A 13,719-nucleotide genomic window follows, 5' to 3' on the forward strand; every position below is an offset into this window, starting at 1 on the left:
GGCGGGCCCGAACGGCGTTTCAGGCCGGTTCAGCGGTCGGTGAGCATCTCGCAGTTCAGCGGTCGCGCTCGGCGACTTCGCTGAAGATCTCGCTGACCTGCTCGATGGCGCTGAGCTTCTCGCGCAGGCGGGCCTTGACCTCGTCGGGCGCCTTCTCCTGGCTGCAGCAGCGGTGCACGATCGTGCGCACCTCCTGCTCGATGCCGTACTCCGAGAGGCAGGGCGAGCACTCTTCGAGGTGGTCGCGGATCACGCCGCGGCGGCGGTCGGAGCACTCTTCGTCGAGATAGAGGTAGACCTCTTCGAGGACCTCGCGACAGTCGAGTCTGGGCTTCTCCGGTTCGGCGGTCACTGCTGTCCCTCCCGTGCGGGCGAAAGGCCGCGGTCCGCGGCGTACGAGCTCAACAGCTGGCGCAGCTGCCGCCGGCCCCGGTGCAGCCGGGACATGACGGTGCCGATCGGGGTGCCCATGATGTCGGCGATCTCCTTGTAGGAGAAGCCTTCGACGTCCGCGAGGTAGACGGTGAGGCGGAAGTCCTCGCCGAGCTGCTGGAGGGCGTCCTTGACGTCCGAGTCCGGCAGGTGGTCCAGCGCCTCGGTCTCGGCCGAGCGCAGCCCGGAGGCGGAGTGCGACTCGGCGTCCGCGAGCTGCCAGTCCGTGATCTCGTCAGTGGGGGAGGTCAGCGGCTGGCGCTTCTTCTTGCGGTACGAATTGATGTACGTGTTGGTGAGGATCCGGTAGAGCCACGCCTTGAGGTTGGTGCCCTCGCGGAACTGGTGGAACTTCGAGTAGGCCTTGAGGAACGTCTCCTGCACCAGGTCCTCGGCGTCGGCCGGGTTGCGCGTCATGCGCAGCGCGGCACCGTAGAGCTGGTCGATCAGGGGCATCGCGTCGCGCTCGAACCGCTCGCGCCGCTCCTGGGTGTTCTCGCTGCCTGCCTCGGTCACCGTCTCCCTCTCGTAGCCGACCAGTTCCGAGCCTACGGCAGGGGTATGGGCGGGGGCGGAGGAAATACCGGCGGTCGTGACGCCGCCGACCGGGGGGACGCCGTTGGGCGAGGGGGACCATTCGGGGCCGCTCAAGAGCGCGGAGAGGCGCTCGTCTTCGCGCCCGCGGAGGGTGGTGGTCATGCGCTGGGCTCCTTCTCAACAGACTTCGTGGCCCGTGAGCCTTTCGCCGCAGCTCGCACGGCGTGTGGCCGGCGCTCCGAGGCGGGAGACTCGTCCCGAACAACAGCGTCCGGCGCGGCTTCATTCCGCCTTCCGCGAAACCGGCCGAGTCGTATCCGCCACATCCGCCGCGTGCGTGCAACGCGGCCGCACGACTTTCGGATAGCGCGTACGAAATTCGGAATATCACCCGAAATCATTACTTAATGGATCGAAACGGTAACTTTCGGTGCATGGAGTCGTTATCGTGTGTGGACCCGGAAGGGTCCTGATCGCGTCGGGAGACCGGCGCGTGAACTCCCAGTGCCTGCCCCGGGCCGGCGAACATGACACCGTCGTCGGTCCGGGGAGGCTCATTCCCCGAAGCAACTCCGCCCGAGACGGCGAAAAGCCGCGACCTTCGCTGGGGCCAGCGGTCGCGGCTTTCGATTCGGCGGGCTCGGCTAGGCGCCGACGGCGAGGGGGTTGATGTCCTTCCAGACTTCGATCATCGCGCGGCGCTCGCGGGGCGCGGTGGCCCCCCAGACGCCATGGCGGTCGCGGGCTTCCAGCGCGCGGACCAGGCAGGGCGTGCGCACCGGGCAGGACGCGCACATGGCGAGCGCCTCGTCGATGGGCTCGCGGGGTTCGGGGTACATGACGTCGGGCTCGGCGTCGGCGCAGTTGCCCTGGCGGAGCCAGGCGTCGCCGCTCATCCGGTAGGCGCCTCTGATGATCTCGTTGCGGTATTCGGCGGCATCGAGCAGCCGGGGGTCCCTCCGGGCTCGGGCTACCTCATCGGGGCGGATTCGCCGCATTGCTGCCTCCCATTTCATTTCGGATGCAGAGCCTGTGGATGCAGAGTCTTCCGCCGTCGGCCCTTCCTGGGTCGATCACCTCGACACGGGAAGCGATTCCTTCGGCCGGCGACGGCTTGTACACGAAAGACCGACGACATGGGGTACAGATACCTAGAGCCGATTGTGATTGAGTTCACAGTCCTGGAATTACAGTGGGACCCTCCTCGGCATCGACGGGATCGACGAGCTCAGGGCCCTCGTTGTCGGCGCGGCCGACCGACCGGCCGACCTTGCGGATCTCGAGATCGTCCGGCAGCGAAGCGACCGGACCGGCGAGCAGCTCGCCCTCGTCCGCGTCCTCCTCCCCCAGCCAGGCGGCGTACCGCTCGGGAGGCAGGACGTACGGCATCCGGTCGTGGACCGTGGCCATCGCCTCGCCCACGGCCGGGCAGGTGAGCACCGTGAAGGTCATGAGGTTGACGTCGCCCCGGTTCCAGGTGTCCCACAGGCCCGCGAAGACCACACCGCCCGGGCGGGTGAAGAAGTAGGGCTGCTTGCCGCCGCCGGGGAGCTTGCGCCACTCGTACCAGCCGTCGGCCGGGACGAGCGCGCGCCGCGAGGCGAAGGGCCGCTTGTAGGCCCGCGATGTCGCGACGGTCTCGATGCGGGCGTTGAACATCCGGTTGCCCACGCCCGGGTCGGAGGCCCAGGGCGGCACGAGGCCCCAGCGGGCCAGTTCCACCACCCGCTCATCGCGGGACTTCGAGCGGCGCACCACGGGCGCGGGTGTCGTGGGCGCGATGTTGTACCTGGGGTCCCAAGCGCCTGCGATGAGGTCGGCGGCGTCGAAGAGCGCGGCCATGCTCGGGCTCGACTTGCTGTTGGCGTACCTTCCGCACATGCCCTCACGGTAGCGCCCGCCACCGACACTCCGGCTCCTCAATTTCGGCGCATCGGCTGCGGCGGCCCCGCCCGCGCCACCCCCGGTGCGCCGACGTTCGAGTCAGCAGCTCGCGGGCCTCTAGAATGGCGGCGTGAACGCAACCGCCGCCCCCAAGACGCGCCGCTGGGAGACTCCGTTCGCGGAGGCCGAGCTGGACGCGGTCGTCCGCGTGCCCGGCTCGAAGTCGATGACGGCGCGCGCCCTCATCCTCGCCGCGCTCGCGTCCGGTCCTTCCACGATCCGGCGACCCCTCATCGCCCGCGACACGCTGCTCATGGTCGAAGGGCTGCGGTCCATCGGCGTCGCGGTGGACACGGGCGACGACGAGATCTGGACCGTCACGCCCGCAGTGTTCAAGGGCGGCACCGAGGTCGACTGCGGACTCGCCGGAACCGTGATGCGGTTCCTGCCTCCCGTCGCGGCGCTCGCCGATGGCCCGGTCGCCTTCGACGGCGACCCGCACGCCCGCAAGCGCCCCAACGACGGCGTCATCAAGGCCCTCCGGGACCTCGGCGTCGCGATCGAGGACGGCGGGCGACTCGCCCTGCCGTTCACCGTGAACGGCACGGGCGGCGTCAAGGGCGGCGCGCTCGACATCGACGCCTCCAAGACCTCGCAGCTGGTGAGCGCGCTCCTCATGGCCGCACCCCGCTTCGAGCAGGGCCTCGACCTGCGCCACATCGGCGACAAGCCGGTCCCGAGCCGCCCCTACCTCGACATGGTCGTCCACATGCTCCGCCAGGCCGGGGCCGAGGTCGACGACGCCGAGCCGAACCGCTGGCGCGTCGCGCCGGGCGAGCTCGAAGGCCGCGAATGGGTCATCGAACCGGACCTGCAGAACGCCGCGCCGTTCCTCATCGCGGCCGTCGCCGTGGGCGGCCGGGTCACCATCGAGGGCTGGCCCACCGAGACCACGCAGGCCGGGGACAAGATCCGCGACATCCTCGTCCAGCTCGGCTCCCGCGTGGAGTGGAGCCGCGGCGGCCTCACCGTGATCGGCTCGCCCTCGGTGACGCCGCTCGAACTCGACCTCGCCGACGCCGCCGAACTCACCCCGACGCTCGCCGCGCTGTTCGGTGTCAACAAGGGCCCCTTCACGATCCGCGGCGTCGCCCACATCCGCGGCCACGAGACCGACCGGGTCTCGGCGCTCGTCACCGAGCTGCGCAAGATCGGCGCCGACGTGGACGAGTTCGAGGACGGCTTCCGCGTCAACCGCGGCGGGAACACCACCGGCACCTGGGAGACCTACGCCGACCACCGCATGGCCCACGCGGGCGCCGTGGCCGGCCTCGTCGTCCCCGGGCTCGCGCTCTCCGACGTCAACTGCGTCTCCAAGACCTGGCCGGACTTCGCCGAGGTGTGGGAGCAGTCGGTGCTCGGGCACGGGAACGCCGCACCGATCGAGGAGGCCGACGCCTAGTGCCGCAACCGGGCTGGGACGCCGACGGCGTCGACGACGAGGACGAGTGGGACGAGGACGACATCAAGGTGCGGCCGACCCGCCGCTCCCGTCCGCGCACCAAGATCCGGCCCAAGCACGAGCACGCGCAGGAGGGCTTCGTGACCGCGGTCGACCGCGGCCGCTACACCTGCATCGTGGACGGCGCCGTCGTCACGGCCATGAAGGCCCGTGAGCTCGGCAAGCAGTCCATTGTGGTCGGCGACCGCGCCGCGCTCGTGGGCGACCGCTCCGGGAACCCGGGCACCCTCGCCCGGATCGTCAGGATCGAACCGCGCCACGGGGAGCTGCGCCGCTCGGCCGACGACGAGAACGCCACCGAGCGCGTCGTCGTCGCCAACGTCGACCAGCTCGTGGTCGTCGCCAGCCTCATCGACCCGCCGCTGCGCTACGGGTTCGTGGACCGGTGCCTCGTCGCCGCCTACGACGCCGGGGTCGCGCCCGTGCTGTGCCTGACCAAGCACGACCTCGCCCCCGAACTCGTCGCCGAGGCCCGCGCCTACTACTCCCAGCTCGACCTCACCATCACCACCACCGAGCCCGACGCGCCGCTCGACGACCTCGTGGAACTGCTGCGCGACAAGGAGAACGTGTTCTTCGGCCACTCGGGCGTCGGCAAGTCCACGCTCGTCAACCGCCTCGTGCCCGGAGCCGGACGCGTCGTCGCCGAGGTCCGCTCGATCGGCAAGGGCTCCCACACCTCCACCAGCACCGTCTCCTTCCCGCTGCCCGGCGGCGGCTGGGTCATCGACACGCCGGGCGTGCGCTCGTTCGGACTCGCGCACGTCACCGCCGACTCGATCCTGAAGGCCTTCCCCGAACTCCTGGAGGTCGCCCAGGACTGCCCGCGCGGCTGCACGCACACGCCCGAGATCGGCGACTGCGCCCTCGACACCGCGATCGGCCCCGAGGACCCGCGCGCGGGCCGCCTCGCCTCGTTCCGGCGCGTGCTCGCCTCGCTCCACGAGGCCGACACCAAGAATTAGTTCACCGCTTCGTTGCCTCGCTGGTCGAGGGCACCTTCGCGGGCTCAGTAGGATGTGCGCATGCCCACCTCCAGCTACAACGACGATCTCGGCCTCGCGCACCTGCTCGCGGACAGCGCCGCTCAGATCGGCAACAGCCGGTTCCGCTCCTCCGACCTGCGGGTCTCCTCGAAACCGGACATGACCGAGGTCTCCGACGCCGACACCACGATCGAAGAGGTGCTGCGCTCGACGCTCGCGCGCGCCCGCCCCCGCGACGGCATCTACGGCGAGGAGTACGGCGACAACCCCGGCGCCTCGGGTCGCAAGTGGGTCATCGACCCGATCGACGCCACCCGCAACTACGTTCGCGGCGTACCGATCTGGGCCACGCTCATCGCCCTGTTCGACCGGGGCGAACCCGTCGTCGGCGTCGTCAGCGCCCCGGCGCTGAACCGCCGCTGGTGGGCGATGAAGGGCGCCGGCGCGTTCGCCGGGCGCGACCAGCGCGCGGGCAAGCGGATCCACGTGTCGAAGGTCGGGAAGCTCTCCGACGCCTCGGTGAGCATCTCCTCGATCACGGGCTGGGCCAAGCTCGACCGGCAGGGCGCCATGCTCGCGCTGCTCCACGAGGCGTGGCGCGAGCGCGGCTTCGGCGACTTCTACTCGTACTGCCTGCTCGCGGAGGGCGCGGTGGACATCGCGGCCGAACCCGAAGTGGCCCTTTGGGATCTGGCGCCGCTGGCGCTGATCGTGGCGGAGGCGGGCGGGACCTTCACCGACCTGCGCGGCCGTCCCGGCCCCGACGGCGGCTCAGCGCTGGCGACGAACGGCCTGCTGCACGAGCAGGCCTTGGAGCGCTTGAAGATCCGGGAGCTCTAGGACGACGAGAGCAAGGGGCGTGACCGATGCGGTCACGCCCCTTCTCGTCGGTCGTCTAGCGGTGCTCGGCGAGGAACTTCAGGTGCTCGCCGCGTTGCAGGATGCCGCCGCCTTCGTGGCCGTTCCAGGGCCACACGGTGATCCGCTTCTCGCCCTGCCAGCGGTTGTAGGCCGCGAACACGGTGGAGGGCGGGCAGATGTCGTCCATCAGGGCCACCGAGTAGAGCGCGGGGGCGGTGCCGCGCGCGGCGAAGTTGACGCCGTCGAAGTAGTCGAGGGTCGCGAACGTCCGCTCCTCGCTCAGGCGCTGGCCGGAGAGGAACTCGCCGATCTCCTTGTAGGGGTAGGAGTCGGTGAGTGTGGCGGCGCGGCGGAAGTAGGTCAGGAACGGCACGTCGATCATGGCGCCGGCGAGGTCGTCGCGCAGGCCGCCGACGGCTTGGGCGATGCCGCCGCCCTGGCTGCCGCCCGCGACCACGATCCGGTCGGGGTCGACCCCGTCGAGGCCCTTGGCGACGTCGACCGCGCGGAACGCGTCGGTGAACACGCGCCGGTAGTAGTAGTGCTCCGGGTCTTCGAGGCCCTGGGTCATCCAGCCCTTGTTGGTGGGTCCGGTGGTGCCGTACGGGTCGCCGGTGTCACCGGGCTGCCAGTTGCCGAAGCCCTGGCCGCGGGTGTCCATGACGAGGTGGGCCCAGCCGGCGGCGGGGTAGGTGGTGTGCGCCCAGGGGTAGGAGCGGCCGCCGGAGTAGCCGATGTACTCCACGACGCAGGGCAGGGGCCCTTCGACGTCCTTGGGCTTGACCAGCCAGGCCTTGATCGGGTGGCCGCCGAACCCGGCGAAGACGATGTCGAACGCCTCCATGGTCACCAGGTCGGTCGCGAACGGTTCGATCCTGACGTCGAGCTCGTGGGCGGCGGCGTCGGTGAGGGTGCTCTTCCAGAACTCGTCGAAGTCGGCCGGTTCGGGCACCTCGGGTCGGTATTCGCGGAGCTGGTCAAGGGGAAGGTCGAAAAGAGCCATGGAGAGTTTGTAGCACGACCAAACGAACTTCTGCAATCACAACCGCTTGCCCAGCCTGGCGGGGCGGGTCCAACACCCCTGATCTCTGGGGCAACACCGATCGCCACTCGCCAGACGGGGCCGTCGGAACATCGTCGGCCCCGTCCGTGTCTATTTCGGGCCAACCCCTTGCAAACGCTGTCCAGTCGGGCTTACCGTGACTTACGGCAATAGATTGACAAGTATGAATATTCATACTCTTCGAAAGGCTCAAGGACATGGAACACGTCTTCGACGGCAGGCACTCCCGCCGCACGCTCTTCACCGCCGCAGGCGCCGTCGCCATCGGTGCCGCCGCAGCGCCCTTCGTCGCCGACCCGCGCAGCGCCCATGCGCAGACCGGCAGCCCCGTCGGCTGGGCCACCCAGAACGGGGGCACCACGGGCGGGTCGGGCGGCAGCACGACCACCGTCACCTCCGCGTCGGCCTTCGCCTCCGCCGTCAGCGGCAACACCCGCAAGATCGTGCGCGTCAGCGGCACCATCGCCCTCTCCGGCATGGTCCGGATCGGCTCGAACACCACCATCATCGGCAACTCGGGGGCGACCCTCACCAGCGGCGGACTCACCCTCCGCACCGTCACCAACGTCATCATCCAGAACATGCGGTTCCGCGGCTACTCGGACGACGGCATCAACATCGAGGAGAGCTCGCGGAACATCTGGATCGACCACAACACCTTCGAGCCCGGCTACGACGGCGCCTGCGACATCAAGCGCCAGTCGGACTTCATCACCGTGTCGTGGAACCGGTTCAACGGCACCGACAAGACCTGCCTGCTCGGCCACAGCGACAGCCACACGGTCGACCGCGGCAAGCTGCGGGTCTCCTACCACCACAACTACTTCAATGGCACCACCCAGCGCACCCCCCGGGTCCGGTTCGCCGAGCCCGTCCACGTCTACAACAACTACTACGCGAACATCCGGTCGTACTGCATCGCGACCACGATGGACGCCGGCGTCATCAACGAGGGCAACTACTTCGAGAACTGCAACCGGACCGTCGACATCGGCCAGGGCGACTCCGCCGCGGGCCGGATCGTCTCCCGCAACAACCACGTCGTCAACTCCCCCGCCCCCACGAGCCGCGGGTCCGTCGCGGGCGTGCCCTACAGCTTCCAGCTGGACACGCCCTCGCAGGTCAAGTCCATCGTGTCCGGCGGCGCCGGCGCTCGCTAATCGAAACGGATCGTCGGTCGGCCGGGGTCTCGCGGAGGCCCCGGCCGCTGCCGCGGTGCGGGCGGCCTCACCCGGTCGAACTGGATCGTGGGACGGTTGTCGAGCGCCCGCACCCACTCGGCGGCACTGCAGCGCTCGCCGTCGGCGACGCGGACGGCGAGCGCCGCGACGCGCTCACCGAGCCGCTCCTGCCGCACCGGATCGGCGGCGACGTCAGCGGGGGTGATCTTCGGTTCCGTCAGCAGCACTCTCAGAGCCAGCAGGGCGAGCTTGTACCGGTCGCCGTCGAGCGTGGCGACGCCGATCTCCTGGCCGGGGTCGACCCAGTCGGGCGTCTGCGCCTGCGGCATGGGGGACGCGAAGCCGTTGACGCGGAACCCGTCGCAGTCCAGCGAGTACACCGAGGGCTCGGGTTCCAGCGCCCACAGCAGGTTCCGCGGGGAGACGTCCCCGATGACGATGTCGGCGTCGTGGAGGGCCCTGAACAGCTTCGCGAAGCACTGGACGAGTTTGCGCCGCTGCTCGGGTGCGGGGAGGGCGAGGTCGCTCCACATCGGCTTGGCGGCGAAGATGAGGAACTGCAGTTCCCTGAGCTTCCTGCGGCCGCCGATATCGGCGGTGAACCGCTCGGGGGCCTCGGGCATGGTCAAGCCCTTGTAGGCGCCGTTCTCCAGGACCGTGCCCGTAGGCCAGGCCGTGCTCTCGAGGATGAGGGCCCGGTCGGATTCGCGCATCGGCTCGGATTGGACAGTGCGGATGAGCCGCTTGAGCTCGCCGACGTTGAGCTGGTCGGGCGCGTGGTAGCTCTTGTAGAGCTCACCGGGGCGCAGCGACATCCGGTAGACGGTCCCCTGGCCGCCGTCGGCGAGCTTGGTGAGGACGCCCAGTTCGCTCAGCTTGTTGGGCTCGTCGTTGATGGTCATCCTTCGCTCCAAACGGTCGCGATGAGACGGTCGCCGCCGACGGGTTTCTGCAGGAGGCCGAGCGCTTGGAGCGGACCGGGCCGGGGTTCGGATTTCGCGATCGCGGCCGGGTCGACGCCGTTGGTGAGCAGGAGCGTCTGGTCGGGGGCGAGCCGGTCGGCGTAGAAGTGAAACTCGGTGCCGTGCTGCGCGTCGGGGTAGACGCTCTCGGGCTGCCGGTGCTCGGCGATGTCGTTGGACAGGCCCGCCCCGGCGAGCGTCACGGCGAGGCCTTCGGAGACGCTGAGCGAGTAGTCGGCGCCCGACGGGCCCGGTTCGATGCTGAGGATCGCTGTGGCGAGGTTGCGGGGGTCGAACTCGGTCTCCTCGGCAAGGGACTGCAGTGCGCGGGACCAGACGACCGCGGTCCAGTCCAGCGCCTGGGACTCGACCAGCCACTCGGTCGTCTCCCTGAGCCGCCGCGTCCACCGGTCGACCGGTGCGGGCGCCGTGGGGTCGAGGGCCGCGGCCGCGATGACGACGAGGCGTTCGCCGCTGGACAGGAGGCAGAGGCGGGAGCGTCGTTCGTGCCGGCCCGCTGCGCCTTTGGAGACCGCGCTGCGGATCTCGAGGTCGCCGAACCGGGCGGCGCTCAGCTCGATGTCCTGGAACGCGCGCCTCGCCGAGCGCAGTGCGGCGCCCGGGCGCAGCGTCGGCGGCTGCGGCACCGGGGCGGGCGCGGTCCAGAAGACCGCGGCGGAACGGTCGTCGTCGAACGTCCGGCGCCGGGTCTGGGTGTGGCGCAGGAAGTCGACCGGGTCCGGTTCCCGCTGCCATTTGAGGGCGAAGTACTCGATGGCGTCGTCGGCGATCGGACCCTCGTGGTTCGCGGCGCGGGCCAGATCGGTGGTGAGGAGGTCGCCGATGCCGTCGCTGACGAGCACGAGCGCCTCGCCCGGGCGCAGCCGGCCGCGCCGCTCGCGGTAGGCGGCCTTGAGGTCCAGTGTGGGCAGCGCGGCGGTGGCGGTCCCGAACTCGTCCTCCCGTTCGGTGTCGAACAGTGCGACGAGGCGGCCGCCGCTGAGGACGTAGGCGGGGCTGTCGCCGACGCGGGCGACCCACCACCCGTAGTTGCCCTCAGCGTCGGGCGCGGACGCGACCGCACCGACAGTGAGCGTGGTCTTCGGCCCCTCGAACTGCTCGAGTTCGCCGCAGAGGTACTTGAACAGCGCCGGTCCCCGCTCGAACGCGCCGGCGCCCCTCACCTCGATGTCGCGGGACAGCCCTCCCAGGGCGGCCCGCACCGCCCCGCCGGCGGCGAAGTGGCTGCCGGGAACGGAACCGACGCCGTCGGCGACCGCGGCCAGCGCCCACCCCGCGGCGCTGACGGCCATGGCCGCGTCCTGTCGTGCGGCGCCTTCGAAGCGGTGCTTCGCGCCCCGTGCGGCGCAGGCCATGACGCGGAGGTCGCCGATCCGTCCGCCGTCGAAGACCGTGTCCGGGAAGTCCGGGTCGGGGTCGGGCTTCCAGGGCGCTTCGGCGGTCTTGGCGCGGCGGCCGACGGTGTCGGGGACCCACGGCGGCTCGCGGTCGCCCCAGAGTCTCGCGGGGACCGGAGGCGCCAGCTGCATGCGGTTGTCGGTCATGTTCGGCTTTCTCAGATCTCGTCGGCCTTCAGTTCCGTGAAACCGGGGACCTTGTCGGGCACCTGGAGCGTCACGTCGCCGCCGTCGGTCATGTTGGTGCCGGACTGGACGATGGACTTGGTGAGCGCGGACGCGAACTCGTGGAGGGCGTCGGCGGGGCTGATGCTGTGGTCGGCGACGAAGGACTTGAAGGTGCCGATCTCGGAGATCGTCGCCTCGTCGACGTCGCCGAAGCCGAAGGCGACGATGTTGGGGCGCGGTTTCCAGGACGGGTCGGTGAGCCGCTGGAACTCGACCTTCCAGTCGTAGTTCGGCTGGCCGTCGGAGAGGAAGAACGCCGCGGGGCGGTAGACCCGGCATCCGTCGCGTTTGAGCTGGGCGACGTCGCTCTCGATCGTGTCCCGCAGGAGTTTGAAGGCGGCGCCGTAGTTGGTGCTGCCCTTGACGGTGAGGCCCTGCATGTGGGTGACGTCGCTGAGGTCGGAGAGTTCGAGGAGGACTTCGGCGTCGTCGGAGAAGCCGATGACGCAGAAGCGGGTCTTGTCGGCGACGACCGGGTCGCTGCCGACGGCCGCGTGGAGTTCACGCAGGCCGTCGTTGAGCGCGCCGATGTTGTCCTCCATCGAGTAGGACTCGTCGCAGACCACGTAGAACGGGAGCACTTGCTCCATGGTTTTCGCCTTCCTTCTCTAGCGCCGAAACCAGCGCCTTGGACCTTGCGGGGGCAGGGGTGCGGGCAGGGGCGTCCTTCCGAGGGCTTGCCCGAGGAAGTGCACGGACTGGGTCAGTCCGTCCACTGAGCTGTGGAGTTGGAGGTTGGTGCGGCCGATGCCGTCGAGCTGGTCGCGCAGGCGCTGGTCCACTTCGATCTCGACGACGCCGGCGAGTTTGGCGGCGATGTCCTCTCCGGCGCGGCGCAGTTCGTCGGCGAGCGCGGTGTGGCGCTGCGACATCGCGTCGGCGAGGGCGCGGGCGTCCTCTTCGCGGTGTTCGCGCATGATCCGGCCGAGGGAGTCGCGGTGGCGTTCGCCTTGGCCGACCGCCTCGGTGACGGCGAGGCCGACTTCGGTGAGGACCTGCGCGGTCCGGTCGAGCTGGTCGGCGATGCCGGTCTGGAGGCCGTTCGCGGCGGCGCCGAGTTCGGCGGCCGCGGCCTTCCCGGCGTCCTCGAAGGCCTTCGCGGTGCGGGCGTGCTGCTGGCTGATGGTGCCGTCGAGCTGCTCGGCGGCTTCGGCGATCGACCGGGCGCCGCCTTCGAGTCCGGCCGCGACGGTGCGGAACTCGCCGCTGGAGGCTTCGAGGGCGGCGAGTTCGCCTCGGACGGCGTCGACGGCCGTGGTGAGCGCTTCGAGGAGGCCGGCCGAGCGGTCGACGATCTGGTTGAGACGGCGTTCGACCTCGTCCGGGTCGCTGCCGGGCATGGCCCGCAGGTGCAGGGCGGCTTCGGTGAGGGCGGTGTCGATGCGGTCGCGCATGCGGGTCTCGGCGGCGTCGGCTTCGGCGGCGGCGATGCGCTGCATCCACTCGATCGCGATGGACGCGAGGATGAGCACGAGCACGCTGGCGACGACGATGGCGGCCATGCGGTCGAAGCTCAGCCACAGTTCGCCGCCGAAACCGCCGAGCCATTCCCGGAAGAACGTCTGGGCGCCCTGGTCGGGGTCGTCGGCGAGGCGCTCGCGGTAGGCGCTGACGGCGCCGTGGATGCCCCACCAGGACACGAGCAGGGGCAGGAAGATGACGGCGGCGCGGATCAGGTGCAGCAGCTGCAGGAGCCGGTCGCGCGGCTGGATCTCGGGTTCGACCGCGAGCCCGGCGAAGGCGGCGTGGAGCGGCACGTCGCGCCAGAGCACGGCCGCGGCGGCGTCGCGCATGGCGGCGGCCAGGGAGGCGAGCTGCCGTCCGCGGTCCTCGGAGGGCTCGCGCATGGCGAGGGCTTCGAGCTCAGTCGCGATCGTCTCGGCGCCGTTGGTCCCGGGTCCGTACTCGGTGGGCGGCAGGGGGGTCGGCGGGTCCACCGCGACCGGGGCGGTCGGGGTGCTCGGAAAGATGAACATACATGCTCCAGGAGCGCCTACGCGGCCAGCAGATACAGCTCGATCTGCACGGTGCCGACGTCGACGCCCTCCTTGTTGCTCGAGGTCCAGAAGTGGCGGGTCGGCGCGTCGCCGAAGAGGTCGGTGAAGGTCGTCGCCATGACGGCGTTGGCGGCTTCGGCGATGTCGCCGCCGTAGCCGGGGTCGTCGGCGCCGCCGAAGGTCAGCGCGAACCCGACGGTGTAGCCCTGGGCGGTCAGGGCGTCGAAGTCCGCGCGCAGCGCGTCGACGAGGCCGGCTTCCGCGGCGGCGTCGCCGCTGACGAGGCCGGCCGCGTCGGTGTCCACGTAGAACACGTGGGGTTCCGATTCGACGCCGGGATCGGCGGTCGGGCTCGGGTTGGGACTGGGCGACTCGGAGGCCGCAGCGGAGGTCGGCGGCGCGGCTTCGGGCGGGTCAGCCTCGGCGGCGGGGAAGTCGGCGGCGATGACCACGGTGATGATGAACAGCAGCAGGGCCAGGTCGGCGAAGAGCCAGCCGGCGAGCGAGGTCGGCGAAGGCGGGTCGGTCTTCCAATGGGCGCGACGTCGAGGACGCAATGAAGCACTCCCGGGGGTGCGGGATCGGAAACGTGTGGTGACCACCATACGGCGGCAAGGCGAACCAGCAGCACGCCGCCGTCAGGTGATC

The 13,719-nt window shown here is 70.3% G+C and carries 14 protein-coding genes; 4 read left to right on the top strand and 10 right to left on the bottom strand.

Going from position 1 to position 13,719, the window contains the following annotated elements; translation table 11 throughout:
- Positions 1-55: 55 nt before the first annotated feature.
- The 4 genes from rsrA to AB0I03_RS18720 all read right to left on the bottom strand — a co-directional run bounded on the left by rsrA (position 56) and on the right by AB0I03_RS18720 (position 2,850).
- Positions 56-352 carry a mycothiol system anti-sigma-R factor gene (rsrA, locus tag AB0I03_RS18705; protein WP_360414367.1) on the bottom strand — a complete coding sequence of 99 codons (297 nt, stop codon included), beginning with the start codon at positions 350-352 and terminating at the stop codon, positions 56-58.
- The gene (locus AB0I03_RS18710; protein ID WP_360414370.1) at positions 349-1,131 is read right to left on the bottom strand and encodes a sigma-70 family RNA polymerase sigma factor; all 783 of its coding nucleotides are present in this window, start codon (positions 1,129-1,131) and stop codon (positions 349-351) included. Before AB0I03_RS18710 ends, rsrA begins: the two co-directional genes overlap by 4 nt.
- A 482-nt stretch (positions 1,132-1,613) precedes the next feature.
- The gene (locus tag AB0I03_RS18715) at positions 1,614-1,967 is read right to left on the bottom strand and encodes a WhiB family transcriptional regulator (RefSeq protein ID WP_205327957.1); all 354 of its coding nucleotides are present in this window, start codon (positions 1,965-1,967) and stop codon (positions 1,614-1,616) included.
- A 175-nt stretch (positions 1,968-2,142) separates the two neighbouring features.
- A complete protein-coding gene (locus tag AB0I03_RS18720; protein WP_360414374.1) occupies positions 2,143-2,850 on the bottom strand; it encodes an SOS response-associated peptidase in 708 nt (235 codons plus the stop codon).
- 133 nt (positions 2,851-2,983) lie between these two features.
- Between AB0I03_RS18720 and aroA the strand changes: the two genes are divergently transcribed.
- The 3 genes from aroA to hisN are packed head-to-tail and all read left to right on the top strand — an operon-like array spanning position 2,984 to position 6,201.
- The gene (aroA, locus tag AB0I03_RS18725; RefSeq protein WP_360414377.1) at positions 2,984-4,315 is read left to right on the top strand and encodes a 3-phosphoshikimate 1-carboxyvinyltransferase; all 1,332 of its coding nucleotides are present in this window, start codon (positions 2,984-2,986) and stop codon (positions 4,313-4,315) included.
- Positions 4,315-5,340 (top strand): ribosome small subunit-dependent GTPase A, encoded by a 1,026-nt coding sequence (rsgA, locus tag AB0I03_RS18730; RefSeq protein ID WP_360414380.1) that lies wholly within the window; start codon positions 4,315-4,317, stop codon positions 5,338-5,340. Before aroA ends, rsgA begins: the two co-directional genes overlap by 1 nt.
- 60 nt (positions 5,341-5,400) lie before the next feature.
- Positions 5,401-6,201 carry a histidinol-phosphatase gene (gene hisN / locus AB0I03_RS18735; RefSeq protein ID WP_360414383.1) on the top strand — a complete coding sequence of 267 codons (801 nt, stop codon included), beginning with the start codon at positions 5,401-5,403 and terminating at the stop codon, positions 6,199-6,201.
- Positions 6,202-6,256: 55 nt separating this feature from the next.
- Here hisN and AB0I03_RS18740 read toward each other — a convergent pair whose 3' ends face one another.
- The gene (locus AB0I03_RS18740) at positions 6,257-7,225 is read right to left on the bottom strand and encodes an acetylxylan esterase (RefSeq protein WP_360414386.1); all 969 of its coding nucleotides are present in this window, start codon (positions 7,223-7,225) and stop codon (positions 6,257-6,259) included.
- 257 nt (positions 7,226-7,482) lie between these two features.
- Here AB0I03_RS18740 and AB0I03_RS18745 point away from each other — a divergent pair, with 257 nt between their 5' ends.
- Positions 7,483-8,445, top strand: a complete 963-nt coding sequence (locus tag AB0I03_RS18745) for a right-handed parallel beta-helix repeat-containing protein (protein WP_360414389.1) — start codon at positions 7,483-7,485, stop codon at positions 8,443-8,445.
- On the opposite strand, the gene AB0I03_RS18750 is transcribed toward AB0I03_RS18745, so the two are convergent.
- The 5 genes from AB0I03_RS18750 to AB0I03_RS18770 are packed head-to-tail and all read right to left on the bottom strand — an operon-like array spanning position 8,442 to position 13,628.
- Positions 8,442-9,368, bottom strand: coding sequence for a hypothetical protein (locus AB0I03_RS18750; RefSeq protein WP_360414391.1), 927 nt, complete (start codon positions 9,366-9,368; stop codon positions 8,442-8,444). The two genes, AB0I03_RS18745 and AB0I03_RS18750, sit on opposite strands and share 4 nt — an antisense overlap.
- Positions 9,365-10,993: a protein phosphatase 2C domain-containing protein gene (locus tag AB0I03_RS18755; protein WP_360414394.1), complete on the bottom strand. Its 1,629-nt coding sequence runs from the start codon at positions 10,991-10,993 to the stop codon at positions 9,365-9,367. The genes AB0I03_RS18750 and AB0I03_RS18755 overlap by 4 nt, the downstream gene beginning before the upstream one ends.
- 11 nt (positions 10,994-11,004) lie before the next feature.
- Positions 11,005-11,664, bottom strand: coding sequence for a VWA domain-containing protein (locus tag AB0I03_RS18760; RefSeq protein ID WP_360414397.1), 660 nt, complete (start codon positions 11,662-11,664; stop codon positions 11,005-11,007).
- An 18-nt stretch (positions 11,665-11,682) separates the two neighbouring features.
- Positions 11,683-13,050, bottom strand: coding sequence for a hypothetical protein (locus tag AB0I03_RS18765; RefSeq protein WP_360414400.1), 1,368 nt, complete (start codon positions 13,048-13,050; stop codon positions 11,683-11,685).
- Positions 13,051-13,067: 17 nt separating this feature from the next.
- The gene (locus AB0I03_RS18770; protein WP_360414403.1) at positions 13,068-13,628 is read right to left on the bottom strand and encodes a hypothetical protein; all 561 of its coding nucleotides are present in this window, start codon (positions 13,626-13,628) and stop codon (positions 13,068-13,070) included.
- Between the last annotated feature and the right edge of the window lie 91 nt (positions 13,629-13,719).

Origin of the sequence: Glycomyces sp. NPDC021274 (assembly GCF_040641195.1) — a bacterium.
Taxonomy (GTDB): domain Bacteria; phylum Actinomycetota; class Actinomycetes; order Mycobacteriales; family Micromonosporaceae; genus Glycomyces.